This is a genomic window from Paraburkholderia sp. GW821-FHT02A12 (assembly GCF_059422005.1).
Window position 1 is genome coordinate 2,637,009 of the sequence record NZ_JBWKWA010000002.1, and the last position, 25,441, is coordinate 2,662,449.

The 25,441-nt window shown below is 63.8% G+C and carries 24 protein-coding genes and 3 pseudogenes; 9 read left to right on the forward strand and 18 right to left on the reverse strand.

Features of this window, described 5'->3' with window-relative positions:
- Positions 1 to 2 precede the first annotated feature (2 nt).
- A complete protein-coding gene (locus AC07WT_RS33245; RefSeq protein WP_494950233.1) occupies positions 3 to 1,076 on the reverse strand; it encodes an ATP-NAD kinase family protein in 1,074 nt (357 codons plus the stop codon).
- 491 nt (positions 1,077 to 1,567) lie between these two features.
- On the opposite strand from AC07WT_RS33245, the gene AC07WT_RS33250 reads away from it, so the two are divergent.
- Entirely contained in the window at positions 1,568 to 3,544 is a 1,977-nt protein-coding gene (locus tag AC07WT_RS33250; protein ID WP_494950234.1) for a sigma-54-dependent Fis family transcriptional regulator, read from the forward strand.
- A gap of 287 nt (positions 3,545 to 3,831) precedes the next feature.
- Entirely contained in the window at positions 3,832 to 4,212 is a 381-nt protein-coding gene (locus AC07WT_RS33255) for a DUF2917 domain-containing protein (protein WP_494950235.1), read from the forward strand.
- Positions 4,213 to 4,239: 27 nt separating this feature from the next.
- Here AC07WT_RS33255 and pcaF read toward each other — a convergent pair whose 3' ends face one another.
- The 8 genes from pcaF to AC07WT_RS33295 all read right to left on the reverse strand — a co-directional run bounded on the left by pcaF (position 4,240) and on the right by AC07WT_RS33295 (position 12,754).
- Positions 4,240 to 5,442, reverse strand: coding sequence for a 3-oxoadipyl-CoA thiolase (pcaF, locus tag AC07WT_RS33260; RefSeq protein WP_492589683.1), 1,203 nt, complete (start codon positions 5,440 to 5,442; stop codon positions 4,240 to 4,242).
- 416 nt (positions 5,443 to 5,858) lie between these two features.
- Positions 5,859 to 6,839 carry a D-erythronate dehydrogenase gene (denD, locus tag AC07WT_RS33265; protein ID WP_494950236.1) on the reverse strand — a complete coding sequence of 327 codons (981 nt, stop codon included), beginning with the start codon at positions 6,837 to 6,839 and terminating at the stop codon, positions 5,859 to 5,861.
- Complete coding sequence (gene otnI / locus AC07WT_RS33270) at positions 6,836 to 7,645, reverse strand: 2-oxo-tetronate isomerase (protein WP_494950237.1); 810 nt, start codon at positions 7,643 to 7,645, stop codon at positions 6,836 to 6,838. Before otnI ends, denD begins: the two co-directional genes overlap by 4 nt.
- 76 nt (positions 7,646 to 7,721) lie before the next feature.
- Positions 7,722 to 9,056 (reverse strand): MFS transporter, encoded by a 1,335-nt coding sequence (locus tag AC07WT_RS33275; RefSeq protein WP_494950238.1) that lies wholly within the window; start codon positions 9,054 to 9,056, stop codon positions 7,722 to 7,724.
- Positions 9,057 to 9,126: 70 nt separating this feature from the next.
- The gene (gene otnC, locus AC07WT_RS33280) at positions 9,127 to 9,789 is read right to left on the reverse strand and encodes a 3-oxo-tetronate 4-phosphate decarboxylase (protein ID WP_494950239.1); all 663 of its coding nucleotides are present in this window, start codon (positions 9,787 to 9,789) and stop codon (positions 9,127 to 9,129) included.
- Positions 9,786 to 11,096 (reverse strand): 3-oxo-tetronate kinase, encoded by a 1,311-nt coding sequence (gene otnK / locus AC07WT_RS33285; protein ID WP_494950240.1) that lies wholly within the window; start codon positions 11,094 to 11,096, stop codon positions 9,786 to 9,788. The genes otnC and otnK overlap by 4 nt, the downstream gene beginning before the upstream one ends.
- A gap of 15 nt (positions 11,097 to 11,111) precedes the next feature.
- Entirely contained in the window at positions 11,112 to 12,032 is a 921-nt protein-coding gene (gene ltnD / locus AC07WT_RS33290; RefSeq protein ID WP_494951101.1) for an L-threonate dehydrogenase, read from the reverse strand.
- A gap of 17 nt (positions 12,033 to 12,049) precedes the next feature.
- Positions 12,050 to 12,754 carry a FadR/GntR family transcriptional regulator gene (locus tag AC07WT_RS33295; protein WP_494950241.1) on the reverse strand — a complete coding sequence of 235 codons (705 nt, stop codon included), beginning with the start codon at positions 12,752 to 12,754 and terminating at the stop codon, positions 12,050 to 12,052.
- A gap of 229 nt (positions 12,755 to 12,983) precedes the next feature.
- On the opposite strand from AC07WT_RS33295, the gene AC07WT_RS33300 reads away from it, so the two are divergent.
- From AC07WT_RS33300 to AC07WT_RS33310, 3 genes and pseudogenes are all read left to right on the forward strand, one after another.
- Positions 12,984 to 13,808 carry an IclR family transcriptional regulator gene (locus tag AC07WT_RS33300; protein ID WP_494950242.1) on the forward strand — a complete coding sequence of 275 codons (825 nt, stop codon included), beginning with the start codon at positions 12,984 to 12,986 and terminating at the stop codon, positions 13,806 to 13,808.
- 1,336 nt (positions 13,809 to 15,144) lie between these two features.
- Positions 15,145 to 15,417 (forward strand): hypothetical protein, encoded by a 273-nt coding sequence (locus AC07WT_RS33305; protein WP_494950243.1) that lies wholly within the window; start codon positions 15,145 to 15,147, stop codon positions 15,415 to 15,417.
- A 26-nt stretch (positions 15,418 to 15,443) separates the two neighbouring features.
- Positions 15,444 to 15,572, forward strand: a pseudogene (locus AC07WT_RS33310) (LysR family transcriptional regulator); the annotation flags it as partial.
- Between the two features lie 29 nt (positions 15,573 to 15,601).
- Here the strand turns inward: AC07WT_RS33310 and phnN are convergent.
- From phnN to phnF, 3 genes are read right to left on the reverse strand one after another with little or no spacing between them, the layout of a single operon-like run.
- Entirely contained in the window at positions 15,602 to 16,156 is a 555-nt protein-coding gene (gene phnN, locus AC07WT_RS33315) for a phosphonate metabolism protein/1,5-bisphosphokinase (PRPP-forming) PhnN (RefSeq protein WP_492589667.1), read from the reverse strand.
- Between the two features lie 2 nt (positions 16,157 to 16,158).
- Positions 16,159 to 16,881 (reverse strand): DUF1045 domain-containing protein, encoded by a 723-nt coding sequence (locus AC07WT_RS33320; RefSeq protein ID WP_494950244.1) that lies wholly within the window; start codon positions 16,879 to 16,881, stop codon positions 16,159 to 16,161.
- Positions 16,878 to 17,636, reverse strand: a complete 759-nt coding sequence (phnF, locus tag AC07WT_RS33325) for a phosphonate metabolism transcriptional regulator PhnF (RefSeq protein WP_492589663.1) — start codon at positions 17,634 to 17,636, stop codon at positions 16,878 to 16,880. Before phnF ends, AC07WT_RS33320 begins: the two co-directional genes overlap by 4 nt.
- A gap of 187 nt (positions 17,637 to 17,823) precedes the next feature.
- On the opposite strand from phnF, the pseudogene AC07WT_RS33330 reads away from it, so the two are divergent.
- From AC07WT_RS33330 to AC07WT_RS33345, 4 genes and pseudogenes are all read left to right on the forward strand, one after another.
- Positions 17,824 to 17,997 (forward strand): annotated as a pseudogene (locus AC07WT_RS33330) (ATP-binding cassette domain-containing protein); the annotation flags it as partial.
- Positions 17,994 to 18,252 (forward strand): annotated as a pseudogene (locus AC07WT_RS33335) (ATP-binding cassette domain-containing protein); the annotation flags it as partial. The pseudogenes AC07WT_RS33330 and AC07WT_RS33335, both read left to right, overlap by 4 nt.
- A 97-nt stretch (positions 18,253 to 18,349) precedes the next feature.
- Positions 18,350 to 19,483, forward strand: coding sequence for an alpha-D-ribose 1-methylphosphonate 5-triphosphate diphosphatase (locus tag AC07WT_RS33340; protein ID WP_492589661.1), 1,134 nt, complete (start codon positions 18,350 to 18,352; stop codon positions 19,481 to 19,483).
- 105 nt (positions 19,484 to 19,588) lie between these two features.
- Entirely contained in the window at positions 19,589 to 20,353 is a 765-nt protein-coding gene (locus AC07WT_RS33345; protein WP_494950245.1) for a glycosyltransferase family 2 protein, read from the forward strand.
- A gap of 42 nt (positions 20,354 to 20,395) precedes the next feature.
- Here AC07WT_RS33345 and AC07WT_RS33350 read toward each other — a convergent pair whose 3' ends face one another.
- From AC07WT_RS33350 to AC07WT_RS33375, 6 genes are all read right to left on the reverse strand, one after another.
- Complete coding sequence (locus tag AC07WT_RS33350; protein WP_494950246.1) at positions 20,396 to 21,403, reverse strand: lysylphosphatidylglycerol synthase transmembrane domain-containing protein; 1,008 nt, start codon at positions 21,401 to 21,403, stop codon at positions 20,396 to 20,398.
- Positions 21,404 to 21,608: 205 nt separating this feature from the next.
- Positions 21,609 to 22,055: a lytic transglycosylase domain-containing protein gene (locus tag AC07WT_RS33355; RefSeq protein ID WP_494950247.1), complete on the reverse strand. Its 447-nt coding sequence runs from the start codon at positions 22,053 to 22,055 to the stop codon at positions 21,609 to 21,611.
- A gap of 58 nt (positions 22,056 to 22,113) precedes the next feature.
- Positions 22,114 to 22,470, reverse strand: coding sequence for a hypothetical protein (locus tag AC07WT_RS33360; RefSeq protein ID WP_494950248.1), 357 nt, complete (start codon positions 22,468 to 22,470; stop codon positions 22,114 to 22,116).
- Positions 22,467 to 22,820, reverse strand: coding sequence for a hypothetical protein (locus tag AC07WT_RS33365; RefSeq protein WP_494951102.1), 354 nt, complete (start codon positions 22,818 to 22,820; stop codon positions 22,467 to 22,469). The genes AC07WT_RS33360 and AC07WT_RS33365 overlap by 4 nt, the downstream gene beginning before the upstream one ends.
- Before the next feature lie 350 nt (positions 22,821 to 23,170).
- Positions 23,171 to 24,004, reverse strand: a complete 834-nt coding sequence (locus AC07WT_RS33370; RefSeq protein WP_494950249.1) for a GntR family transcriptional regulator — start codon at positions 24,002 to 24,004, stop codon at positions 23,171 to 23,173.
- A gap of 72 nt (positions 24,005 to 24,076) precedes the next feature.
- A complete protein-coding gene (locus tag AC07WT_RS33375) occupies positions 24,077 to 25,369 on the reverse strand; it encodes an MFS transporter (protein WP_494950250.1) in 1,293 nt (430 codons plus the stop codon).
- Between the last annotated feature and the right edge of the window lie 72 nt (positions 25,370 to 25,441).

The following is a 25,441-nucleotide window of genomic DNA, read 5'->3' on the forward strand; positions in this document are numbered from 1 at the left end:
CACTACTTCTGATGCGCAACCACGTTCGCCACCTCCCGCACGAGTTGCCGCGATGCCGAGAAGCGCAGCGTGCGTTCGACATCGACGGTCAGCGGCCCTTCCCAATCGAGCGCGATCTCATAGCGATCGCCCCGCTCCAGTTCGATTTCGCGCTCGCCATCGAAAGCGAGCGTGCCGTGTTCGGTATCGAGCGGCGTCCAGCGGCCGACTTCGAAACGCTCGCAGGTGCGCATGAGCACACGCTCGACGCGGCCCGGCGCAATCGGCGCGACCAGCGGCACGCCGATTGCGCCGATTGCGCCGGGGCGGGTGAAGCACAGATGCAAGCCATGCGAGGCGGTGCGTTCAACCGGCGCCCACGCGCCGCCGATCGACGACAGGCCGATCCCGTCGGGCGAAGCGAAGGTGAGAAAGAGCGTTTCGATATCGGCCGGATCCGACACCGCGCGAGCACCGACGAAGCGTTGCCGGCTCACGCACACATCGACCAGCGCGATCTCCTCGCGGCCCTGGTTCGGCCCGGCGACGCAACGCACCACGAGGCGCTTGTTGCGCGTGAGCGCCACATCCGGCGGCACCGCGCCGGACGCGACCAGCGCGCCGGCGAGGCCGGCGACCGTCGCCTCGCGCAAATCGGGAAATGCGTTGTTGGTGCCGGTGGACAAGGTCAGCAACGGCACCTTGTCGCAATGCGCGGCCACCGCGCGGTGCGTGCCGTCGCCGCCCAGCACCGCGATCAGTTCGACGCCTGCTTGCAGCATCGCGGCGACGCCGGAGTGGGTATCGGTCACGCTGTCGGTAATCGGCTGATCGATGAAATCGACTGCCGGCCAGCGCTGTTGCGCGGCGACCGCCGCATGCGTGTCGAGCGCGCGCAGCAACAACGCGGCGACGCCGGTTCGATCGCGCAACGTCAGCACGCGATCCACACCGAGCACGCCGAGCCCGGCCAGCAGACGCACGACCATGTTGGCTTTTTCAGCGGTCGGAAACACCGACGCATACGTGGTGAGGCGGCGAATATCGCGACCCGAGACCGGATTCGCGATCACACCGACGGTGATGGGCGATGGCACTGTGCTTGTCTCCTGCCCGCGCGGTGCGCGGACTATTCATAGTGGGGCGCCGCATTCGCTATTTGCAACGGCACGCAACGGCGCGCAACGGCGCTTTGTCATGCGCAGGACCCAGCAAAGGGTGTGCCAATTTGCTCGAACAGTCGCGGACCGATCGCAAAGTGCCTTGTTTAAAGGGCTCTGTAGAGTAAACGGCGTGCATGCAGCCGCCCGCACACGCCGTGCGATGCAACCTGCGCGGCGTCTCAGGCGCACCGTGTACGACGTTCCGCGTGCGAATCCAGCACTCGAAGAACACGCGCAAAGCCTTTTCGCGCCTGAATTTCAGGGGTGAGTTCAGGGATGAGACAAGCCGTCTCAATGCGGTCTCACACGCGCATGAGACGAACGTCTCACGCGTCTCGCGTGCTGCGTTGCAATGTGATTGCTGAAGCCGGATGTGCTACAAGAACAGCCTGAACTCACTGTGCGTCGCTCGACTGGAGCCGACCATGCCCTACGTTTCGCAGACCCAGCATATCGACCGCGTACGCGGCGCCATCGAAGGACGGCTGCCCGCGCCCGCCGATTCGGCGCGCCTCGTGTCGTCGTGGCAGCGTTCGTTCGAACAGTACCGACTCGATCCGGGCGCCGTGATCGGGCCGCGCGTCCTTACGTCGGCCGAATTACGCGAGGTGCAAGGCAAGGAAGAAGCCTTTTTGCGCGCATCGGGCCAGTGCCTGACACGCCTGCACGACATGATTCGCGTGGCCGACTATTGCGTGATGCTCACCGACGCTCACGGCGTCACGATCGACTACCGGATCGACCGCGAGCGCCGCAGCGATTTCAAGCACGCGGGGCTGTATATCGGCTCATGCTGGTCGGAACGCGAGGAAGGCACCTGTGGCGTCGCCAATGTGCTGACCGATCTCGCACCGATCACGGTGCACAAGACCGACCATTTCCGCGCGGCCTTCACGACGCTCACCTGCAGCGCCGCGCCGATTTTCGCGCCGACCGGCGAGATGATCTGCGTGCTCGACGCGTCCGCGGTGCAGTCGCCGGATAACCGCGACAGTCAGCGGCTGGTGTTTCAACTGGTGCGGCAAAGCGCAGGTCTGATCGAAGACGGCTATTTCCTCAATCAAACCACGCAGCACTGGATTCTGTTCGGCCATTCGAGCCGCAACTTTGTCGAGGCGCAGCCCGAAGTGCTGATCGCTTTCGACGAGTGCGGCAACCTGGTCGCCGCCAATCGCAAGGCACGCGAGTGTATTCCGGGCTTGAATGGCCCGCGCCACATCGACGATGTATTCGATACGTCCGATGTGCATCTGCATGACATTGCGCGCACCGATACGATTGTCGGCTTGCGTCTGCGCGCGACCGGCGCGACGCTGCACGCGCGCATCCGTGCGCCGCTCAAGCGGATTTCGCGCAGCACGGCCGGCATGACCGGCAGCATTGCCCGTGCGCAGCAAACGGATTCGCAACGCGATCTGCAGCTCGGCGCGCTCAGCCGCTTTCTGCACAGCGCCGACAAGCGCATTGCGCACAACGCGGCGGTGGCGTTGCGCATCGTCGGCAAGCGGCTGCCTATTCTGATTCTCGGCGAAACTGGCGTCGGCAAAGAGGTGTTCGCGCATGCCGTGCACGACGCGGGCGCGCGGCGCACCCGGCCGTTCATTGCGGTGAATTGCGGCGCGATTCCGGAGTCGCTGATCGAGAGCGAATTGTTCGGCTACGCGCCGGGCGCCTTCACCGGCGCGCGCAGCCGCGGCGCGCGCGGCAAGATCGCGCAAGCGCATACCGGCACGCTGTTTCTGGATGAAATCGGCGACATGCCGCTCAATCTGCAAACGCGGCTGCTGCGCGTGCTGGCCGAAGGCGAGATCATGCCGCTCGGCGGCGATGCGCCCGTGCGCGTGGATATCGACGTGATCTGCGCAACCCACCGCGATCTTGCGCAGATGGTGGCCGAGGGTTCGTTCCGCGAAGATCTCTACTACCGGCTGAGCGGCGCGAGCTTGCCGATGCCGCCGTTGCGCGAGCGCGCGGATATCCGCGACGTGATCGAGGCGGTGTTCGACGAAGAAGCGCAAATGGCCGGCCATGTGCTCACACTCGACACCCGCCTCGCCGAGCGTCTCGCCGCGTTCAGCTGGCCGGGCAACATTCGCCAACTGCGCAACGTACTGCGCTATGCGTGTGCGATCTGCGATTCCGCGCGCGTGGAGTTTCGGCATGTCGCGCCCGATATTGCGGCAGTGCTCGAGCCGGGGGCTACCGATCATCGCGCGCTGATGCAGGCAAACGCGCACGCCAACCCGCACGACGACCCACGCGACGAGCGCGCACGCATTGTCGAAGCGCTCACGCGTCATCAATGGAGGCCAAACGCTGCCGCTCGAGCTCTAGGTATTTCGCGCGCGACCTTGTACCGGCGCATCGCGAAGCTGAGCATTGTCGGACCGCATCGCAGCTGATCCGGTTCTTGCTGAAACGGTATGCAACGCTTATCGCTTGAATCGATTGCAATTTTTTATTGACAAGGCATGCGACAAAACGGCACACTCGATCTCATGTTGACGCACACCTTCATCGCCCATGCGATTAAAAACCCAACGCGAGCCATCATCGGCTGGCCTTTGGGAGTATGTGCGCGTTAGCAGTCTGAATCTGCAAAACAAGACCCCCAAGGCCCCGCCGGTAACGGAAGGGGCCTTTTGTTTTGTGGGCGCCTCTGTCCGCCGGCTCGATGACGGAGAGCAAGATGGATCAGGCAAGCCCGCAGTGCATGGATGACGACTCGAGCCAGTACGCATATCAGCAGGACGAGCGTCTCCCGAAGGTGGTAGTGCATTTTTCCGTGATGCCCGGCGCGACGCTGACATGGCGTGTGGATGCCGACAGCACGCTCAGTGTGCAAGGCGCACGCGTATGGCTCACACGCGTCAGTTCACCTTACGATCATTGGCTCCAACCCGGCAACGAGTTTCGCCTGCAACGCGGCGAACGCGTGTGGCTCAGCACGGATGGAAAGATCGCCGCGCGCGTCTCGTTGACTAGCGCGCTGCCCGCACGCCGTGGTCTGGTCAGCCGTTGGCTGGCGCGGCTGGCATGGCTGAACCTGGGCGCGCCGACGCCGCGCTAGCACATCCGCTACGCGTCGCCAGACGCTTCACACGCGTTCGATGGCGATCGCTATGCCCTGGCCAACGCCAATACACATCGTGCACAGCGCAAAGCGACCTTGCGTGCGTTGCAATTGATACATGGCGGTCGTCACCAAACGTGCGCCGCTCATGCCGAGCGGGTGACCGAGCGCAATCGCGCCGCCGTTCGGGTTCACGCGCGCGTCGTCGTCCGCGACACCTAGCGCGCGCAGCACGGCAAGCCCTTGCGATGCGAATGCTTCGTTCAACTCGATCACGTCGAACTGGTCGATGGTCATGTTCAGGCGCGCCAGCAGCTTTTGCGTGGCGGGCGCCGGTCCGATGCCCATCACGCGCGGCGCCACGCCGGCCGTTGCGATACCCAGCACGCGGGCGCGCGGCGTGAGGCCGAAGCGCTTCGCGGTGGCTTCGTTGGCGAGCAGCAGCGCAGCGGCGCCGTCGTTGACGCCCGATGCGTTGCCCGCGGTCACCGTGCCGTCCGCGCGCACCACGCCCTTGAGCTTGGCCAGCGCTTCAAGACTGGTTTCGCGCGGATGTTCGTCTTGCGAGACGGTGATCGGATCGCCCTTCTTCTGCGCAATCGTCACGCCGACGATTTCCTGCGCGAGCGTGCCGTCGCGTTGCGCGCGTGCGGCCTTCTGCTGACTGCGCAGTGCGAATGCGTCCTGGTCGGCACGGCTGATGTGGTAGTCGGTCGCGACGTTCTCGCCGGTTTCCGGCATCGAATCGACGCCGTAGCGTTGCTTCATCAACGGGTTGACGAAACGCCAGCCGATCGTCGTGTCGAAGATATCGGCCTGGCGCGAAAACGCGCTGGTTGCCTTGCCCATCGCGAACGGCGCGCGGCTCATGCTTTCCACGCCGCCGGCCACCATCAGCGCGGCCTCGCCCGATTTGATCGCGCGCGCCGCGATGCCGACCGCATCCATGCCCGATCCGCACAGGCGGTTCACCGTCGAGCCCGGCACGCCTTGCGGCAAACCGGCCAGCAGCAGCGACATGCGCGCGACGTTGCGGTTGTCTTCACCGGCCTGGTTCGCGCAGCCGTAGATCACGTCGTCGATCGCGTTCCAGTCGACGTCCTTGTTGCGCTCCATCAGCGCCTTGAGCGGCACCGCGCCCAGGTCGTCGGCGCGAACCGACGACAACGAACCCGCATAGCGGCCGATCGGGGTGCGAATCGCGTCGCACAGGAATGCTTCGGTCATGTGATGTCTCCAGTTGGTGTGCTGCGTGCGCTGTGCCGAAATCGGGTAGCGGCGCAGGCCGCTTGCGCAAAGGCATTGACCCGGCGAGCGCGCCGAAAAACGGCGAAACTGACGAGAAACAGCCGCGTGGCGGCCGCCACCTCAAATCAGCTTAGCGCAGGATGATGAACCACGGATTCGATATCGCAATATCGCGGCCATTTGTTCTTTATACGAACAATAGGTCATATATCGAACATTGAGGCTCGATAATAGGCGTGCGGCCGAAACCGTGTCAAGCAAAGCGACACCGTTACCAGGGAATACGTGCAGCCTCGCGGCCTGCGCGATGCCTCAGACAAATGACGCGCTCGTGCCGCTCAGATCAGCTTGACGGTCCGTGAAGAACCGCCGGCACGAGGCTTGGGGCGTGCTTTTCAGCGAACCTGAATCCGCTCGTCTTCGAGATAGGCGCGAATCACGTCGGCGAAACTGCGGTCGCCGCTCAGGCCGAGCCGCGCGGCGCGCGACGTATCCCACCGTCCCGGCCAGCTGCCGACAATCTTCTCCACGCGCGCGTCCGGTTCCCAGACGATTCGCTGCGCGGTCTCGTCGCCGGCGACCTCGCGCAGCGCCGCGACCATCTCGTCGACGCTCACCGAAATCCCCGGCAGATTCAGCACACGCTGGTTGCCGAGCGCGGCGGCATCGATTTCGAGTCCGGCGATCAGGCTTTCGATCGCCTTGCGCGGCGACAGCAGCCACAAGCGCGTGGCGCCCGCTACCGGACACACCGCCGCTTCGCCGTTCAACGGCTCGCGAATGATTCCGCTCGCAAACGACGACGCCGCCGCATTCGGCTTACCCGGCCGCACGCTGATGGTGGGCAGCCGCAGCACGCGGCCGTCGACGAAACCACGCCGCGCGTAATCGTTCAGCAGCAACTCGGCGATCGCCTTCTGCGCGCCATACGACGATTGTGGATTCAGCGCGGTATCGTTCTGCACGACATCCGGCAGATCGCCGCCATAGACCGCCACCGAACTCGTGAACAGCACCCGCGGTTTGTGTCCGCGTTGCCGGCACGTTTCGAGCAGCAGACGCGACGCGTCCAGATTGATGCGCATGCCGAGATCGAAATCCGCCTCGGCCTGGCCGCTGACGATCGCGGCGAGATGGAAGATCGCCGCGGTCTTCCCGTCGATCACGCTTTCGAGCACGCTGCGCTCCGCGATGTCGCCCACCTCCGTGCGAACGCGGCTGTCGCCGAAATCGCCCGCACGCACCACGTCGAGCAGCACCAGCTCGGTAATGGCTTGCGGCTTGCCGTCCACGTCTTTCAATGAACCGCGCGCCAGCAGCTCGCGCGCGAGGCGCTGGCCGAGAAAACCCGCGCCGCCTGTAATCAGTACTTTCATGAGGTCGTTCTTCCTTCCTGGCGAACGTTGTTCAGATAGGGCTTCATCCAGCCCAAGCCTGCCGAGGTACCCGCACGCGGCCGGTATTCGCAACCGATGTAGCCGTCATAGCCGAGCGTGTCGATCAGATCGAACAGGTAGGGATAGTTCAGTTCACCGGTATCCGGTTCATGGCGTTCCGGCACGCCGGCAATCTGAATATGGCCGATGCCCGCCATATCGCGTTTGAGCTTCACCGCGAGATCGCCTTCGACGATCTGGCAGTGATAGCAATCGAATTGCACCTTGAGATTCGGCGCGTCCACTTCCGCGCAAATGGCCTGCGCGTCGTCCTGGCGGTTCAGAAAAAATCCCGGAATATCGCGCGTGTTGATCGGCTCGATCACGACGCTGATGCCTTCGGCTTGCGCGGCCTTCGCGGCATACGCGAGATTCTTCAGATACACCTCGCGATGCCGCGCGCGCGGTTGATCCGCGCCGATCAGTCCAGCCATCACATGCAGCTTGCGATTGCCGAGTACACGCGCGTAATCGAGCGCGGTTTCGACGCTGCGATGGAACTCGCCTTCGCGGCCCGGCAGCGAGGCAATGCCGCGTTCGCCCGCAGCCCAGTCGCCGGGCGGCGCATTGAAGAGCGCCTGGGTCAGGCCGTTGTCGTCGAGCCGCGCCTTGATGTCCGCTGCTGGGAAATCGTACGGGAACAGGAACTCGACCGCCTTGAAGCCGTCTTTTGCCGCAGCGGCGAAACGGTCGAGGAAGGCGTGCTCGTTGTACATCATGGTCAGGTTGGCGGCGAAGCGAGGCATGGCAGCAACTCCTTGAAAACAGTTAATTCAGCGCGCCGCGATCACCGTAAGCGGCGCCCGGCGCGCGACGCCCGATTTAGCGATTGACCAGCCTGGCCGGCGTCAGCCACGTGGCGATCGCGCCGATCACCAGCATGCCGGCCAGCACATACATGCCGGTCTGCGTGCTATGCGTGAGATCCTTCAGATAACCGATCATGTAGGGGCTCGCAAAGCCCGCGAGATTGCCGATCGAATTGATGATCGCGATGCCGGCGGCGGCGGTCGCGCCCGACATGAACGCAGTCGGCAACGACCAGAATAGCGGCGCGCAGGTCAGCACGCCTGCAGCGGCCAGCGAGAGAAAGGCGATCGACACCACCGTATTGTCCGCAAACGAAGCGGCCACCGTGAAGCCGATCGCGCCGAACAGCGCCGGCACGATCAGATGCCAGCGACGCTCGCGGCGCTTGTCCGCGCTATGGCCCATCAGGTTCATCACGACGATCGCGCACAGGAACGGAATCGCGCTCAAGAGGCCGATTTCGAATGCGCCGCTCACGCCGGTCGATTTGACGAGCGTCGGCATCCAGAACGTCAGGCCGTATTGCCCGGTGACGAACGCAAAATAGATCAGCGACATCCACCATGTGCGCGGATCGCGGAACACCGCACCGAGCGAGTGCGCCTGCGTTTTCTGCTGCGGCTGCGCGGCGGCGATTTCATCGGCGAGCAGGCGTTTTTCGCTCTCGCTCAGCCATTTCGCGCTGGAGATGCCGTTGTCGAGATAGAGGATCGTCGCGATACCGATCGCGATTGCGGGGATCGCTTCGATCAGGAACATCCATTGCCAGCCCGCGAAACCCGAGCTGTGGTGGAACGTCTGCATGATCCAGCCCGACAGCGGATTGCCGAAAATCCCCGAAACCGGAATCGCCGACATGAACACGGCGATGATCTTCGCGCGCCGATGCGACGGAAACCAGTACGTCAGATACAGAATCACGCCGGGATAGAAACCGGCTTCGGCGAGACCCAGAAGGAAGCGCAAGATGTAGAACTGCATCGGCGTCTTCACGAAGACGAACAGCGCGGACAGCAGGCCCCACGTGATCATGATCCGCGCGATCCAGATACGTGCGCCGATCTTGTGCATCAGGATGTTGCTCGGCAACTCGAACAGGAAGTAGCCGATAAAGAACACGCCGGCGCCGAGACCGAACACGGTTTCGCTGAACGCAAGGTCCTGCGACATCTGCAGTTTCGCGAAGCCGACATTCACACGATCCAGATAAGCCACCACGTAGCACAGCATCAGAAACGGCACGATGCGCCAGAACACTTTCTTATAGGTGCGCTCGACTTCGGCAGCGCCGGGTTGTCCCGCGTCGGCTGCAATGGGGCGGCTCGATGCTGTCTGATAGGTACTCATGCATTGTCTCCTTCTATGGATAGCCTGATGCGTTGCTGCTTGTCGCCTGGCTTTGTTGATGTCGGGTGTGCTACCAGCGCGCGCCGAACACGGTGCGCAATTCCTCGAGTGCCGCTTCGTCGAGCGGCATGGGCCGCGGGGTCGTCATCAGCCACAGGCGCGCGGTCTCTTCGAGTTCTTCGAGCGCATACGCGGCCTGCGCAACCGAACGCTCCCACACTACCGGGCCAAGACGCTCGAGCAGGACCGCGCGAACGCTATCGGCAAGCGCGGCGATCTGCTCCGCGACTTGCGGATCGCCCGGCCGCCTGTAGCGAATCAGGGGGACGTGTCCCACTTTCATCACGTAGTACGGGGTGATCGGCGGCAACACGTCGTTGTCGCTCCATACGCCCGCAAGCGTCAAGGCGACCAGATGCGTCGAATGCGTGTGGACGATGCCGCGCGCTTCGCCGTTGCGCGCGTAGATGCCGCGATGCAGCGCCAGCGTCTTCGACGGCTTGCCGCCGGACACCGCGTTGCCGGCCAGATCGACTTTGGCGATGTCGGCAGGGTCGAGCCGGCCGAGGCATGCGTCGGTCGGCGTGATCAGCCAGCCGTCGTCGAGGCGCGCGCTGATGTTGCCGGCGGTGCCCACGGTGTAGCCGCGTTGATAGAGGCTCGCGCCGGTTACGCAGATTTCTTCGCGGACCCTGGCTTCGTTCGTCGTATGGAGTGCGGGCGTGCCGGTCATTGCACCACCCCGTCGAGATGGCGCAGCGCCTTTTCGAAGAAATCCGTCGTGCCGAAGTTGCCGGATTTCAGCGCCAGTGCAAGCGGCTCGACGCCGGTCGTCATGGTGGCCGGCACGCCGGGATCGATCTGCGCGCCGATGCGCAGCGTGTGCACGTCGAGCGCCTGCACCACCGCGCCCGAAGTTTCGCCGCCCGCCACCACAAACTTGCGTACGCCGCGCTCGCGCAGGCCGCGTGCAATCGACGCCAGAGCCGTTTCGACCAGATGCCCCGCTTTGCTGACGCCGAGTTCGCGCTGCACCGCTTTGACTTCGTCGGGCGTGGCGGTGGCGTAGATCAGCACCGGCTCGGCTTTATCGAAGTGCCCCTGTGCGAATGCCAGCGCCTGCTCGACCACCGTTTCGCCGCGCGCCACCGCCAACGGATCGATGCGGAACGAAGACCGCGTTTCGCGCCAGGCCGTCACCTGCGCGTTGGTCGCTTTCGACGCGCTGCCCGCCAGCACGACCGACAACCCTTCCACTCGCGGCAATTGTGCGGCGTCGGTTTGCTCCGCGAGCAAACCCGCGCGGCGGAAATTGCCGGGCAAACCTAGCGCGACACCCGAACCGCCCGTAATCAGCGCGAGGTCGGCGCAAGCTTCGCCCAGCACGTAGAGGTCCGCGTCCGACACCGCATCGGCGATCGCCATCCGCACGCCGTCGCGGCGCAAGGCGTCGAACGATTCGCGTACCTTGGAAACGCCTTTGGCGACGGCGTCATACCGCACCAGCCCGACTTTCGATTCAGTCTGCCGTTGCAGCACGCGTACGAGGTTCGCATCGCGCATCGGCGTGAGCGGATGGTTTTCCATGCCCGACTCGTTGAGCAAGGTATCGCCGACGAACAGATGACCGCGATAGATCGTGCGGCCATTCTCGGGAAACGCCGGGCATGCGATCGTAAAAGCCGTTGCGCCGGCGTCCGCGGACAACGCGTCGAGCAACGCATCCGTTACCGGGCCGATGTTGCCCGCGTCGGTCGAATCGAACGTCGAGCAGTATTTGAAGAAGAACTGCCGGCAACCTTGCGCGCGCAACCAGTCGAGCGCGGCGAGCGATTGCGCGACCGCGTCGGCGGCGGGAATCGTGCGCGATTTCAGCGCGACGACCAGCGCGTCGGCCTCGATCGCGTCATTCGATGCCGGCACGCCGATGGTCTGCACCGTGCGCATGCCGCCGCGCACCAGCATGTTGGCGAGGTCGGTGGCGCCGGTGAAATCGTCAGCGATACAGCCGAGCAGCGCGCGTTTGGACGGGGTGGTCATGGCGAACTCCCGCGCTTATTTCGCCGCCGGCACGTCGATGCCGGGGAAAATCCTGATCACGGCCGAATCGTCTTCACCGCCGTGACCGGCGGTCGACGCCATCATGAACATCTGATGCGCCGCCGCCGAAAGCGGCAAAGGAAACTTCGAACGGCGTGCGGTATCGAGCACGAGGCCGAGATCCTTGACGAAGATATCGACTGCCGACAGCGGCGTGTAATCGCCCTTCAGAATATGCGGCACGCGGTTCTCGAACATCCACGAATTGCCCGCGCTGTGCGTGATGACCTCGTACAGCGCCTCAGGATCCACGCCTTCGCGCAGACCGAGCGCCATTGCCTCGGCGGCCACCGCGATATGCACGCCGGCCAGCAACTGATTGATGATCTTCACTTTCGACCCGGCGCCATGCGCCGAACCGAGGCGATACACCTTGCCGGCCATCGCGGCCAGCACGTCCTCGCACGCGGCATAGGTCGCGTCCGGGCCGGACGTCATCATCGTCATTTCACCGGAGGCGGCGCGCGCCGCGCCACCCGACACCGGCGCATCGAGCATCTGCAAACCGGCGGCCTCGATCCGCTTGCCGAGTTCGATCGCGAAGTCGGGCGCGACAGTCGCGCTGGCGATCACGACGCCGCCTGGCTTCATCGCCGGCACGGCGCCCTGCTCGCCGAACAGCACCGCTTCGGTCTGCGCCGCGTTGACCACGAGCGTGACGACCACTTCGCATTGCGCCCCGAGCTCCGCGGGCGAAGCGCAACCCACGCCGCCTTCCTTGACGAACGCTTGCAGGACCTCGTTGCGCAAATCGCACGCGTGAACCCGAAAACCTGCGCGCAACAGCGAGCGCGCGACACCCAGGCCCATTGCACCAAGACCGATGACACCAACATTTCTGGACATGCTTGACCTCTGAGAATGCTTCGTTAGCAGCTGACGCTCGAAAGCGCTCAGCAAATACCCGCTTCCGCGAGCCGCCGCGCCGCGTTGTACATATGCGTGCGCGCCGCATTGCGCGCCGCCATCGGATCGCCCGCACGAATCGCGGCGGCGATCGCCGCATGCTCTTCGCGCACCTGACGGGAAAAGTCCTCGCGCAGCGCTTCATTGCGCCGCGTCACCACGGTGCCCGCTTCGAGGTACTGGTTCAGGAACGTGAGCGTCTTGAGGAAATACGGATTGCCGGTGACCGCGGCGATAGCGCGATGAAACGCGACGTCTTCAGCGACACCGTCTTCGCCTTCGGCCACCGCTTCGTCGATCTTCGCGAGCGCAGCGTCGATCGACACCATGTCGGCGTCGCTGCGGCGCATGGCGGCTTCTGATGCGACTTCCGCTTCGATCGCCCGCCGCAGCGCGAGGATTTGCAGCACCGAGCCCGCCTCGACGGCTTCCGCGTAATCGATGCGCAGCGGCCGGATCGCGCCGTGCGCGGCAACGAACACGCCGCTGCCCTGGCGCGGTTCGACCACGCCTTCGTTCTTCAGACGCGAGATCGCCTCGCGAATCACCGTGCGGCTCACGCCGAACTGCTGCGCCAGTACGGCCTCCGTCGGCAGCTTGCCGCCGCGCTCGAAGGCGCCTTTGTCGATCTGCTTGAGAAGCTGCTGCGCGACCGTGTCGCTCAGTGCCCGGGCAGGAATCTTGTCGAACATCGAATGCCTCGATTGATCATGTTATCGGGTCATCATACAACTTTCGATCGCAGGCCGCATCCATGCAAACCCTGGGCTCGCGGCCCAAAAACCTGCGAGGTTGGCGAAAATCAAGGCTTAAGCTATCGTCACGGCTTCCCGCGGCATCGCGCCGCCCCGGCTCGTGCCGGTTGTGCCGCGTGGTGCGCGACCGCTATACGCCCTCTTCGAACGCTTTTTGCAAAGGCCCATGAGCAAAGCCCTGCCGCCGTCTTCCGCCGTTCCTGTCAGTGCCGAACCGGCCCCGGACAAACCGGGTGATTCGTATGTGCAGTCGTTCGCACGCGGCCTGGCGGTGATTCGCGCGTTCGACGCCACGCGCCCCGAACAGACGCTGACCGACGTGGCCGCCACCACCGGTCTGACGCGCGCCGGCGCGCGCCGCATCCTGCTGACCTTGCAGACGCTCGGCTATGTGGAAGCCGAAGGCCGCCTGTTCCGCCTGACGCCGAAGATCCTCGATCTCGGCTTCGCGTATCTCACCTCGATGCCGTTCTGGAACCTCGCCGAACCGGTGATGGAAGAACTGTCGGCACAGGTGCATGAAAGCTGTTCAGCGGCCGTGCTCGATCGCACCGAGATCGTCTATGTGCTGCGCGTGCCGACCCACAAGATCATGACGATCAATCTGTCGATCGGCAGCCGCTTGCCGGCGTATTGCACGTCGATGGGCCGCGTGCTGCTCGCCGCACTCGACGACGAAACGCTCGACGCGACCCTGAGTTCGGCGCCGCTCTACGCACACACGCCGCGTACGGTCACCGACAAGGAAGAGCTGAAGAAACTGATCGCGCAGGTGCGCCGCCAGGGCTGGGCAATCGTCGACCAGGAACTGGAAGGCGGTCTGATTTCGCTGTCCGCGCCGATTCGCAACCGCCAGGGGCGCGTGATCGCGGCGATGAATATCAGCGGCAACGCCCAGCGCAATTCGGCCAGGCAGATGGTGAAGGCGTTTCTGGAACCGCTGCAGCAGGCGGCGCAGACGGTGTCGGAGATGGTGGCGCGGCGCGGCTGAGTTTAGCGGTTGTTGCGCGGTTGAGATTGATAGCGGCGCGCGGTACGTGACCTCCTGGGCGGTGTGGCGGTGCACCGTGACGAGCCTTCATTGCGCGTAAGCGGTTCAACGTGCGCGGCTGCAGACCTGGCGCAATAAGCATTCGCAAATCAACAGTACTCGAGCAGGATGGCGTCGATGACAAAAATACATGACAGAACGACCGTTCAGGACATCCTCGCAGAGGCGAGCACACACGGCATCGGTACTCGAACCTCGCCGTCGCATTGATACGCGGCCGCGTCTTCGGACACGGATTCGGACCGGGCGGCGGACGAAAGCGGTCGCAACACGAACAAAGTCGGCGCCCCCCGCCCGGTGCGGTTACCTCGTGTCTTCTGTTGCGATCCCGTACATCACCAGCTAGTTTTTAGCTGCCCCCGAAAAAAATGTTGCATTGTGGGTCCGTGCCACAGGGCCGCGCATGTTTCACGCCGCTTTGCATTTTCGTGTCGGGCATACCTCCGTATGCCGGCGTCCCTGTAGCGGGCGCAGCATCCTGAGTCGCGGCATTTTCCTGTGGGGCGGGTTGTGGCGTCTGCGGCGTGCCTTGAGAATGAGCAAGCCCTGCCATGACAAGCAACCCGGCAGCAGAAGCGACCATCAATTTTGATTTCACGTTAGCTCCTTGAATTGCGTTGAGTTCCAACCATGCGATGCGTCATTCGCGTGCCCGAAGTTGACATCCTCACGGGATTGTCGAACGCGCAAAGCGTCCTTCGCGCCTGCGGGCCAGATGCCCGAGGCGAAAGTTCTAGGTCATTGGGAAAATTAGGAAAGCAGTGCGCCGAGCCGAAGTCCCGAGGCGCAAGGTGGCGTGCGAACTGGCAGTGTCAATGGATTTTGTGGACCCTCGACACGTAATAATCGCCCTGCAGATAGGTTATAGGGCGCGGAATGCCGGAGCGGTAGTGAATATTCGCGTCGAGCTTCGCTCGCGAACTCGCAAGCGGCTTTTTACGCCAGTCCTGGTTTAAACGCCAGCCGTCTGGCGGATTTGGCCAGTCGCGGATATATAGGAGCCGCTACTGGCATCAATCGCTTTTGATGATGAGGCTCGACGGCTTTCACAAATTACTTTGAGCTGCCATGCGCGGATTTCGATCGTCATGGTGCGAACCGGACTACGCCTTTGGCCGACCACCTCTGGGCAGTTTTCTGAAGCCCACCCACTTCGAAATATTCGGTTTCAGAACTCACAACACCTTGGTCAACATGTTGGGCGTCTGGGGCGTTAAGGAGATGAACGGTGAGAAACCGTCCCGTTACCTGAACGGGAAACTTGCTGGAGCCGAACATGAAAAACACGAACGGGCAGTCCCTGCGTTCGCAGGTCGAAAAGTGGCTCGCGCCGGCTCCCGCGACAGCCGTTCATGTGACCAGATTCAGTCGCACCGGATGGAATGGGGGACGCTACGTGTGCGTCGAGATGTCGTCACCAGCCGGAGCGCACGCATTGTTCTTCTTCAGGCACGATGACGGCAGTTGGTGCGTAATCCCGCCAACTGCCAACAGGCGGAAGTCGACCGCGGAGCATCCTCTCGTGCAGGCGACTGTCGCCACCTTTTGACGACGGTTGCGAGTTCGCCGCGCTGAATCGCGCCGCTCGGCATCTGCGTCGCGCAGATCGAAGAAGCGCTGCCGAACTATGATCTCAGCATTATCTCGTGGCGGGATTTGTTGCCCACGCCGGCCGTACTGCAGTTCGTGTCGTGTTTGCAGTAAGCGACGCGCGAACGAATGGCCGCGCCGGCCTAACGCGTATTGGCGCACGCCTTCAAAAACGCAATCAACGCATGCCCTGCGTCCTCAAGCTCGCCGGAGTTATCGATGGTCGTGCAGCGAATCCCATCAGGCAACGCAAACGGCGCACGCCGTGCAAGCCTTGCCGCGACCTGCTCCGCCGACTCACGCGCCCGCGCGCCGAGCCGCGCTTCGAGAATGTGCGGCGCAGCGTCCACGTGCACCACTTCCGTTTGCGGATAACGCCCCAGCGTATGCTGCAAATGCTGACGCGAACCGTTGACGACGACCGCGCAACCGCGCGCGAGCCACGCATCGAGTTCGATACCGATGCCATAACGCAGCGAGTGGCTGGACCACTCCAACGCGAACAGACCGAGCACGGAACGCGCCGCGAATTCTTCGGCGCTCAGCGCGACATGCTCCTCACCATTGCCGCTCGGCCGCGTGATGTAACGATGCGCGAATAGAATCGGTTCGCCCATCAAACGCCTGCGCGCAAAACCCAGCAACGAATCCTTGCCCGCGCCGGACGGCCCCATTACATAGATCAAACGACCTGCCATCGTTACTTCACCTCCCATGTCTGAAACGGCACACGCCGCCACAACACGAACGGCGCGCCCGGCGCGGGCTCGACAAAAAGCGCGGCGTGGTCGACGACGAGCGGCCCGAGCCTCGGCGTTTGCGCCCGCCACCAGGCGACCAGCGTCGCGCGCTCATCGGCGTCCGCGAGCGAATTGGATAGCGTCATGTGAAAACGGAATTCGTCGAACACATACGGATAACCCCATTCGACCAGCAGCGCGCGTTGCCGCTCGGTCAGCGGCGCCGCAAGACGGCGTGCGAGATCGGCAGCGGACGGCCTGGCGCGCAGTGCATCGAACGATTGCAACGCGCTTGCTGCGACGGCGCGGATATTCGTTTCGCCGGCCTCATCCGCAGGACGCAGCGCAACAAAATCGCCGAGCGTCGCGGCTTCGACCGGCAACGTCAATGCGGCCTGCGAACGCGCCCATTCGAGCGCCGTTTGCAGCACGTCGTGCTGGGTCGCGCCGTCCGCCAAACGAAATGGAGCAATCAGCGTGCCGTGCCATCCATAGCGACGGGGCGCATCAGTCAGATCCACCAATGGACGCTTCAAGCCGTCCGGTTGCGGCGGCACGTACACCTCGCCGTTTTCCGCATCGCGGCCCAACCAGCCGGATCCTGCCCGCCACCACGCCGAATCACGCGACGGCGCGAAATACACGGCAAAACGTGCCTCGGCGCCCCAGAGGGCGCCGCTCATACTTCGTGCTCCACGAGCAGTTGCACACGGTCAGCGGCGAAATGCGTGAAGCCGTACTTGATCGGTGTCCCCTCCAGATCGACGTCGACGTTTTCGACCCACAGCACCGGCTGCTGCCGGTTGATGTTCAAACGTCGCGCCACTTCCGGCTCAGGCAACACGCTGCCGATACGGCTCCACTTGCGCAAGTAGTCGGTCACGCCGAATTCCGCCATCGACTTCGTGATGCTGCCGGTGCGCTCCAGCACCTCCGGCAGATCCGCGAAACGCGCCGCCGGATACCAGTTGCGCGCGAACGTGAGCGGCACGCCGTCCGATTCGTGCAGCGATTCGATCCGATAGACCGACGCACCCGCCCGCAGGCTGAGCGCCTTGGCGACATTCGGCTCGGCTTTCACCCGCGCGGCCGACAGCATCGTGCCGGCAGCCGCGTGATGCTGCTGCCGCAAGTTTTCTGTAAACCGCGTGCGGCGGCCGATCGTATAGTCGATGGCGCCGGGTTGCACGAAGGTGCCGCGTCCCTGTTCGACGCTGACAAGACCGAGCGCGGCGAGACCCAGCATCGCCCGGCGCACGGTATGCCGGTTCACGTCGAAGCGCTTGGCCAGTTCGCCCTCGCTAGGCAGGCGGCCCTCCTCGCCGAAACCGCTCGCGGCGATTTCCGCGGCAAGAATCTGCTCGATCTGCCGCCACACGGCAACGCCCGCGCCGCGTTCGAGCAGCGTGCCCGGTGTCGCGTTGTCGTTCGATGTCATGGTGCTGTCATTCCCTTGAGTTCAAATATTCGCTATGTCGTGCATTGTAGTGCGCAAGCCGTGATGGAAATGTGAAATGCCCTCCACGTTCAGCAACACTCGACAAGTATATCTTTAAACGTCTAGACGTTTAGACGAATAGATGGTCAAATGATCGCTCGCTGAATCAACAGGAGTCTCGATGAGCATGACGCCGCTGCTGAGCGCCCGTTCGCTGACCAGACAATACGGCGGCCGCAACGGCTGCATGGATGTCAGCTTCGATCTCTATCCAGGCGAGGTGCTGTGCATCGTCGGCGAATCCGGCTCGGGCAAGACCACACTGCTGAATACGCTCGCCTTGAAAACCGAAGCCGACAGCTGGCGCCCGCCACGTTTTCCAGCGGCGAGCAGCAGCGCGTGAACATCGCGCGACGGCTTGATCGCGGGACATCCGCTGTTGCTGCTCGACGAACCCACGGCCTCGCTCGACGCGGAAAATCGCGACGTCGTCGCCGATCTGATCGTCGAGGCGCGCGAGCGCGGCGCGGCGATAGTCGGTATCTTTCATGATGAAGATACGCGCAACAAGGTGGCGACACGCCGTCTCGAACTCCAGCCGCCCTCGCGCCACTGATGTCGCTGATGTCGCTGACGTCGCTGATTGACACGAGACGGCACTCAACTGAACACTGAGCCAGGCGCTCAGATCCGACCGACTACGGAGCAAATCGATGTTGATCAAAAACACTCGCATCGTGACGCGAGATGAAGTATTCACTGGCGTGGTCCATATCGAAGACGGTGTGATCCGCGACGTCGAGCGCGGCACAACTTCAGCGCGCGAGGCAGAAGACTGGGACGGCGACTATCTGTTGCCGGGCCTGATCGAACTGCACACGGACAACCTCGAAAAGCACCTCGCGCCGCGTCCCGGCGTGCAATGGAACACCGACGCCGCCTTCGTGATCCACGACGCGCAGGTGGCGGCGGCCGGCATCACCACGGTGTTCGACGCGCTCGCGATCGGCTCGCGCTCGAATGTCGGCCTGCGTGGCCGCGATCTGCAAACGCAATGCGCCGCAGCGCTCACGCGCTTTTCCGAGCGCAAGCTGCTGCGCGCCGAACACTTCCTGCATCTGCGCTGCGAAATCGCTACCGCCGACGTGGTGGAAGTATTCGACTCGTTGTGCACGCATCCATTACTGCGGCTTGCCTCGGTGATGGACCACACGCCCGGCCAGCGTCAATGGCACGACCGCGATCAATGGCGCCGCTTCCAGGAACGCAACGGCAAGCTGAGCGACGAGCACGTCGCCATGGCGCTCGCCGAACTCTCCGACGAACAGCAGCGTTACGCCGACGTGCACCGCCGCGCGATCGTCGCGCGTTGCAACCGGCTCGGCGTCCCAGTCGCGAGCCACGACGACACGCTGATCGAACACGTCGAACAGGCCAAGGCCGAGGGCATCGTGCTGGCGGAATTTCCGACCACGCGCATCGCCGCCGAGACGGCGCGCGAGCACGGCATTTCGACCATCATGGGCGCGCCGAATATCGTGCGCGGCGGCTCGCACTCGGGCAACGTATCGGCGCTCGAACTGGCCAAAGCGGATCTGCTCGATATCCTGTCGTCGGATTACGTGCCGTCAAGTTTGCTGACCGCCGTGTTCGAACTGGTCGACAAGGCCGGCTGGAGTTTGCCGCGCGCCATGGCGACCGTTTCCGCCGAGCCGGCCCGCACAGCCGGTCTGCATGACCGCGGCGCGATCGCGCCGGGCTTGCGTGGCGACTTCGTACGCGTCACCATGCTCGACACGCTGCCGGTGCCGCGCGCAACTTATCGGGCCGGCGCGCGGATCGTTTGACGATGCTTTCAAGCCTCGTTGGGCGCGGGCGGCAGCGGTTCGGCCGCGGCCCAGCGCGTCCAATCGCGTCCAGCGCGGCATCCCCTCTTCGTGACCGCCTAACCAATGACTGTTGATTCCCCACTGCGTCGTCCCCCACGAATTTCCTGCGTCATCTGCGCTTACAACGAAGCGCCACGCATCGGCAGGGTGCTGGCCGTAGCCGCCGCGCACCCTTTGTTCGCCGAAGTCATTGTGGTGGACGACGGTTCGACCGACGGCACCGCCGAGGTCGTCGAGCGCTTCACGCCGGTGCAGCTGATCCGGTGCAGCGAAAACCGCGGTAAAAGCGCCGCCATGGCGACCGGGATCGCCGCCGCGCAAGGCGAGCTGATCATGCTGCTGGATGCCGATTTGAAAGGTCTGAGCGCCGAGTACATCAGCGCGCTCGCCCGTCCCGTTTTGCAAGGCAGCGCGCAAGTGAGCCTGAGCTTGCGCCAGAACAGTCTGTTGGCGTTTCGCGCCATCGGCCTCGATTTCGTCTCCGGCGAACGGGTGGTCAAAAGAACGCTGCTGGGCGAAGTGCTACAGGAGGTTCACGGCTTGCCACGCTTCGGGGTCGAGGTATTCATGAACCGCCGGATCATCGAGCGCCGCCTTCCCGTTGCGGTCTCGCACTGGCCGAACGTCACGCAGGCTCGCAAAACCGAGAAGCTCGGCTACTGGAAGGGCATACGCGCGGAATGGCGCATGATCGCGGACATCCTGAAGGTGGCTTATCCGCTTGCGCTGATTTCACAGACCTTTCAACTGCTTCGCTTACGCGTCGAGCACGGTCCACGCGCGCGTTTTTCGGCGCGCATCAGAAAGACGCCGGACAACTCGCGGTGAAGCGTGTTCACCGAGCCGTTCCGTTGGCTTTAGCCTTGTGACTCATTCGGCCGCGGGGAGCGTGCCGCCGCGCCTCGTCGCAAGCGCAACGAAACCTGCCGCACCCAGCATCAGCGGACAGTAGAGCGTCGCGAAGCGCCACTGCACCAATGCCGTCGCGATGCTCGCACGGGGCACCCAGCTCGCGAACGCGGCAGCCAGCGCCATATCGCCGGTGCCGCCGCCAGCGGGTACACCGGTCCATAGCGCAGCATGCAGGGCGACCGCCTGCACGGCCAGCACGAAACCCAACGGCAGGCGGTAGCCGAGTTCGCGCAAGATAAACCAAAGGGCGCCGTAGCGAAGCAGCCACTGGAGCGTCGTCAGCAACAACAAGGCGGCAAGCCGCCACCTGGGCCCGGCCACCAGTTCCCGCCATTGCGCGCGAACGCTGCGGCAAAACCGGCTCCACCTCGCTCGACGCTCGTTCAGCCAGCGAACCCGCTGGCCGGTGGCGTCCAATGCCGCCGCCACCCGCCGACGGTTGAACCAGACGACGCCGGCTAAAAACGCGCCGCAGGCCAGCACGGCGAAGACGAGCGGCGCAATCTCGCGTGGAATCACTCGCGTCAGCGGCCCAAATGAAAACAGAAGGGAAATCGGCACGGCGCTCGCGAAAAACGCCAGATCGAGCGCCTGATCCGCGCCGACGACGGTTGTCGCCAGCGCCCAGGATGCGCCGGCGCGCTGCAGCAAGCCCAGGTTGACCCCGTAGCCTGCCGCGCCCAGCGGAGAGGCCAGAAACGCGAAATCGGTGGCCAGCGTGATGGCGAAAGTGCGCAGGAAGCTCACACGACATCCGAGCGCGGCTTGCATCAGATGCAGCTTGCCGGCCTTGGCCATCGCGCTGAGCGCGGCACTCGCGACAAGCGCAACGAAGACGTACAAGGAGACGTCGCGCAGCCCGGCGAGCGCCGCGTGCGAATTGAGGACGAAAGGCGCGCCGATGGCGAGGCCGATACCGGCAAGCGCTACCAGCACTGCCGCTTTACGCGTATGTGATCCGATCACGGGGAGGCCTCAGCAGGCGCGGTTGGCAAGGCGCCGTTTTCTCCGCACGACGCGGCATGCATGACGCTGCGTCGCGCGTGAAAGCGAGGCTCTCGGGCGCCTCATGATAGTCGATCAACGCTGCGTTTTCGTGACGGCGCTGCGCAGTCCGGCACCCGGCCCACGCCGCTGCCCTGTGCGGGCGGCTCGCTCGTGCCGGGCATGCCTAGCGGGCGGACGGCAACTGCCCCCATGCGACCAGTACCTGCTGAATGCCGCGTGCGTAGGCGTCGCGCCGCTTCGGCGATTCCGAATGGTAGGCGCCGATCGCGCGCCAGGTATTGCCGTGCTTGACCATCTTCTGTTTCAGCAGCCAGGCGGCCACGTAGACGTTGACACACGGGTCGGTCAGCGCGCGATGCGGTACGCCTTCGCGCTTAAGGTCGCCGAAATGAATTGAATTGATCTGCAGCTGACCGACGTCGATCGAACCGTTCGCGTTCTGCCGGATTGCGCTCGGGTCCCCCTTCGATTCGTACCATGCAACCGCGCGTAATACCCAAGGGTTGACGCCCTGATAAGCCGCGGCTTCGTTGAAGCAATCGTCGGCCGCGTACGCCGTGCCGCACACCGACAGCCATGCGAGCGCAACAACGCAGATTTTCAAGGACATGATTCATCCCCCTGCTTGATAGCGATAAAGAGTAGTGAGCTCCGGCTCGCCGGCCGACTTACTTGATCGACGCCTGATCGATCTGCCGTTGCACGGAGTCGAGGTAAGCATGCGAGGCGTCGGATACGACGAGCCGTACGACCGGGCCCGGTGGCGGCTTGAGTTCCTGAACGTGTACCGGCGCGCGCGGCTTCTTTCGATGCGGCGCCGGCTTCAGCGGCAAGTCGTCATCGTCGCCGCTCGACGGCGGCAGCATCGCCAGCGACGGCAGCGGCGGATACACCTTGTCCGCCGCGGCGGGAAAAGCGCTCGCCGACTGCAGGTCGGCCCCCGGCTGCCCCGCGAAGGCCGGCGCGCTCAGAAGCGTTGCCACCGCCAGTAAAGTCATCCGGAACATCTCGATGGCCTCCTTCATTGAACCGTCCTGATCGACACGCTATACGGCTGACCGAGGCCGGCAGTCCGATTCTCGAAGCTCACTTTTGTCATCCGCTGTGCCGGCACGCCCTTCCATACAGCCTGATTCAGGTACGCGAAGTCCTGACCCAGCGCGGTGACGAGAACAACCGTGGACTGCTTCTGCGCGGCAGCCAACGCGCCTGCTTTGGCGAGCACGGCGGTGAGCTGCGGGTCGCGCGCGCCGAGCGCGTCCGGCGGAATTTCGAAACTGATGACTTCGTTCGGCGCCTTGTCCGGCCGTGCGGCAGTCGAGGACGGCATCTGTGCGCATCCGGCCAACGCGAGAACGGCCACCACAAACATCATCTGTCGCTTCACGCGGATCTCCAGTCAGTCTCGTTGCTGTAACGTGGTTTTCGGCAGGCCGGAGGAGAAAGTTGATATGCCGAAAACGCCTCCGCAAAAACAAAAATAGTTACCTCAAGATCCGCGCAAACGATTGCTTCGGCGCTCACCGAGGCACCGATCCAGGCAAAGTTGCCTCGCGTTTTCGGCGTGAAATCGTCTGATGATTGGCTATCAGGAAGCCGTGTCGACACGCGGGTGTCGACAAGCGGCACAGCCAGGAGGGATGAATCGGGGAACGGTGAATCAGGCTGCGAGGTGCTCAGGCCGCCTGCGAGACTGAAGGCGCGCGGGCCGCTTGTCGGCGCGCGTCAAGTCGACAGCGGTACGCGCTCCGGCTCGTCTGCTTCGAACCACGCAGGATTGCGCTCGGCAATCGGCCCCAGCGACACCAGAATCTCGCGCAGATGCCGGCGCATCGCTTCCTCCGCAGCGCCGGGGTCGTGCGCGCGCAGCCCGGCAAGAATCTTCGCGTGCTGCTTGATCAGCAGGTCGAGCGGCGAAACGTCGGGCAAGCTCAGATAGCGCACCCGATCCATCTGCGCCTTGATGTCCTGAATCGTCTCCCATGCCGCCGTGCAGTCGATGGCCTGGGCGATCGCGAAGTGAAAGGCCTCGTCGAGCGCGAGGAAGGCCGCAGTGTCGTTCGATTTCGCGACGAGCTTCTGATCGCGCAGATTGTCGGCGAGCGCCTGCAACTGTTCGTCGGTGATCGACACAGCCGCCTTGCGCACCACCGCTGTCTCGATCGCCTCGCGAATGAAGCGGCCTTCGCGCACCTGGCGCGGCGAAATACGTTTAACGAAGGTGCCGCGCTGCGGCAGCACTTGCAGCACGCCCGCTTCGACCAGCTTGATGAACGCTTCGCGCACCGGCTGCCGCGACACCTGAAACATGTCCGACACTTCCTTCTCCGAGAGCGGCGTGCCCGGCACCATCTGGCCGACGAAAATCGCCTGGCGCAACGCGCGGAAAATCTGTTTGCCGATCGGCTCGTGAGAATCGAACGAGACGCTGGCGGTCAGATCCGGCAGTTCGGCACGCGGGCCGGCCGGCACAGCCGCGCGCCGCCGCGCGCGAGGCGCTGCGAGCAGCATATCGGCGGAGATAGACGAGTCAGCAGCGTGAAGGTTTTTGTTCGGCATCGGACAAAGCAGCGGATGAAATACGAGGGAGACGGCACGCGCGCTGAACCCATGCAAGCGCGTCGCACCATACTACCATGCACGTTTCATACGCAGAGCGCTTGTGCGCGGCTCGCGAATCCATACCAGCGAACACGCCGCGCCGAGCACCGCGACCGCGCCCGCCAGCACGAACGCACTGCCGTAAGTGCCGTGAGTCGCCTCGACGATGAAACCGGTCACCGCGGGCCCGATCACGCCGGCCAGATTCGCCAGCAGGTGCACGAAACCGCCCACGCCACCTACGTGTTCACGCGGCACGGTGTCCTGAATCACCGCCCAGTAGACCGCGCCCGTCACGTACAGGAAGAAGATCGACACCGACATCAGCGCGACCGCGCCTTGCACGCTGGCGACGCGTCCGGCCAACGCCACGCACACCGCTGCCGCGCCGAGACAGGTGCCGAGCACGAGCTTGCGCGAGAGCAGCGGCTTGCCGGTCAGGCGCAAGATGAAGTCCGAGATGAAGCCGCCCGCCGCCAGCCCGATGCTGCCGAGCACCCATGGGATCACGGTTGCGAAGCTCATGTCATGCAAGCTCAGATGATGCGCTTCGGTCAGGTAGGTCGGGAACCACGACAGGAAGAAGAACAACACGTAGTTGTATGAGAAGAACGCAAAGGCGGTCGCGAGAATGATCGGCTTGCGCAAGAAGTGGCGGAGACCGAACCGTTCGCCATCGGCCGAATGAGCGATGGCATGTTCATCGGCCTGGCCCGCGCGGATGAGATCCATCTCGTCAGGCGTCACGCGCGAATTTTCGTGCGGATGTTCTGTGGTCGTCGCCGCCCACACTACGAGCCACGCGAGCCCCAGCATCATGATCGCGACAAAGGCCCAGCGCCAGCCGAACTGCACCGCCATGAAACCCACCACCGGGCCCGCCAGCGCGCCGCCGAGCGGCGTGCCCGAACTGATCACGCCGATCGCGCTCGCGACTTCCTTGCGTGGAAACCAGTTGTTGACCATCTTGCTGTTCGACGAACTGAACGGACCTTCGCCCATGCCGAACAACACGCGCAGCACGATCAGCGAACCGATGCCCGTCGCCAATGCTGTCGCGCCGCAGAAAACCGACCAGACGCCCATTGCGGTGCCGAACACGCGCTTCGCACCGATCTTGTCCGAGAGCACGCCGCCGACAAAATTGAATAGCGCGTAGCCGACGAAAAAACTGCTGAACACAATGCCCATCTGCGCATGCGAGAAGTGCAGGTCCTTCTGGATCAGCGGCGCGGCGATCGACAGCGCCGAGCGGTCGAGATAGTTGATCACGCCTGCCAGAAACAGCAGCGCGACGACAAACCAGCGTTGGCTCTTGATCATCGGATGTCTCCTTTCGGTTCGCCTCTTTGCGGGCGTTTTAATGAATTGTGGAGGCGCTGCGGATGCAATGCC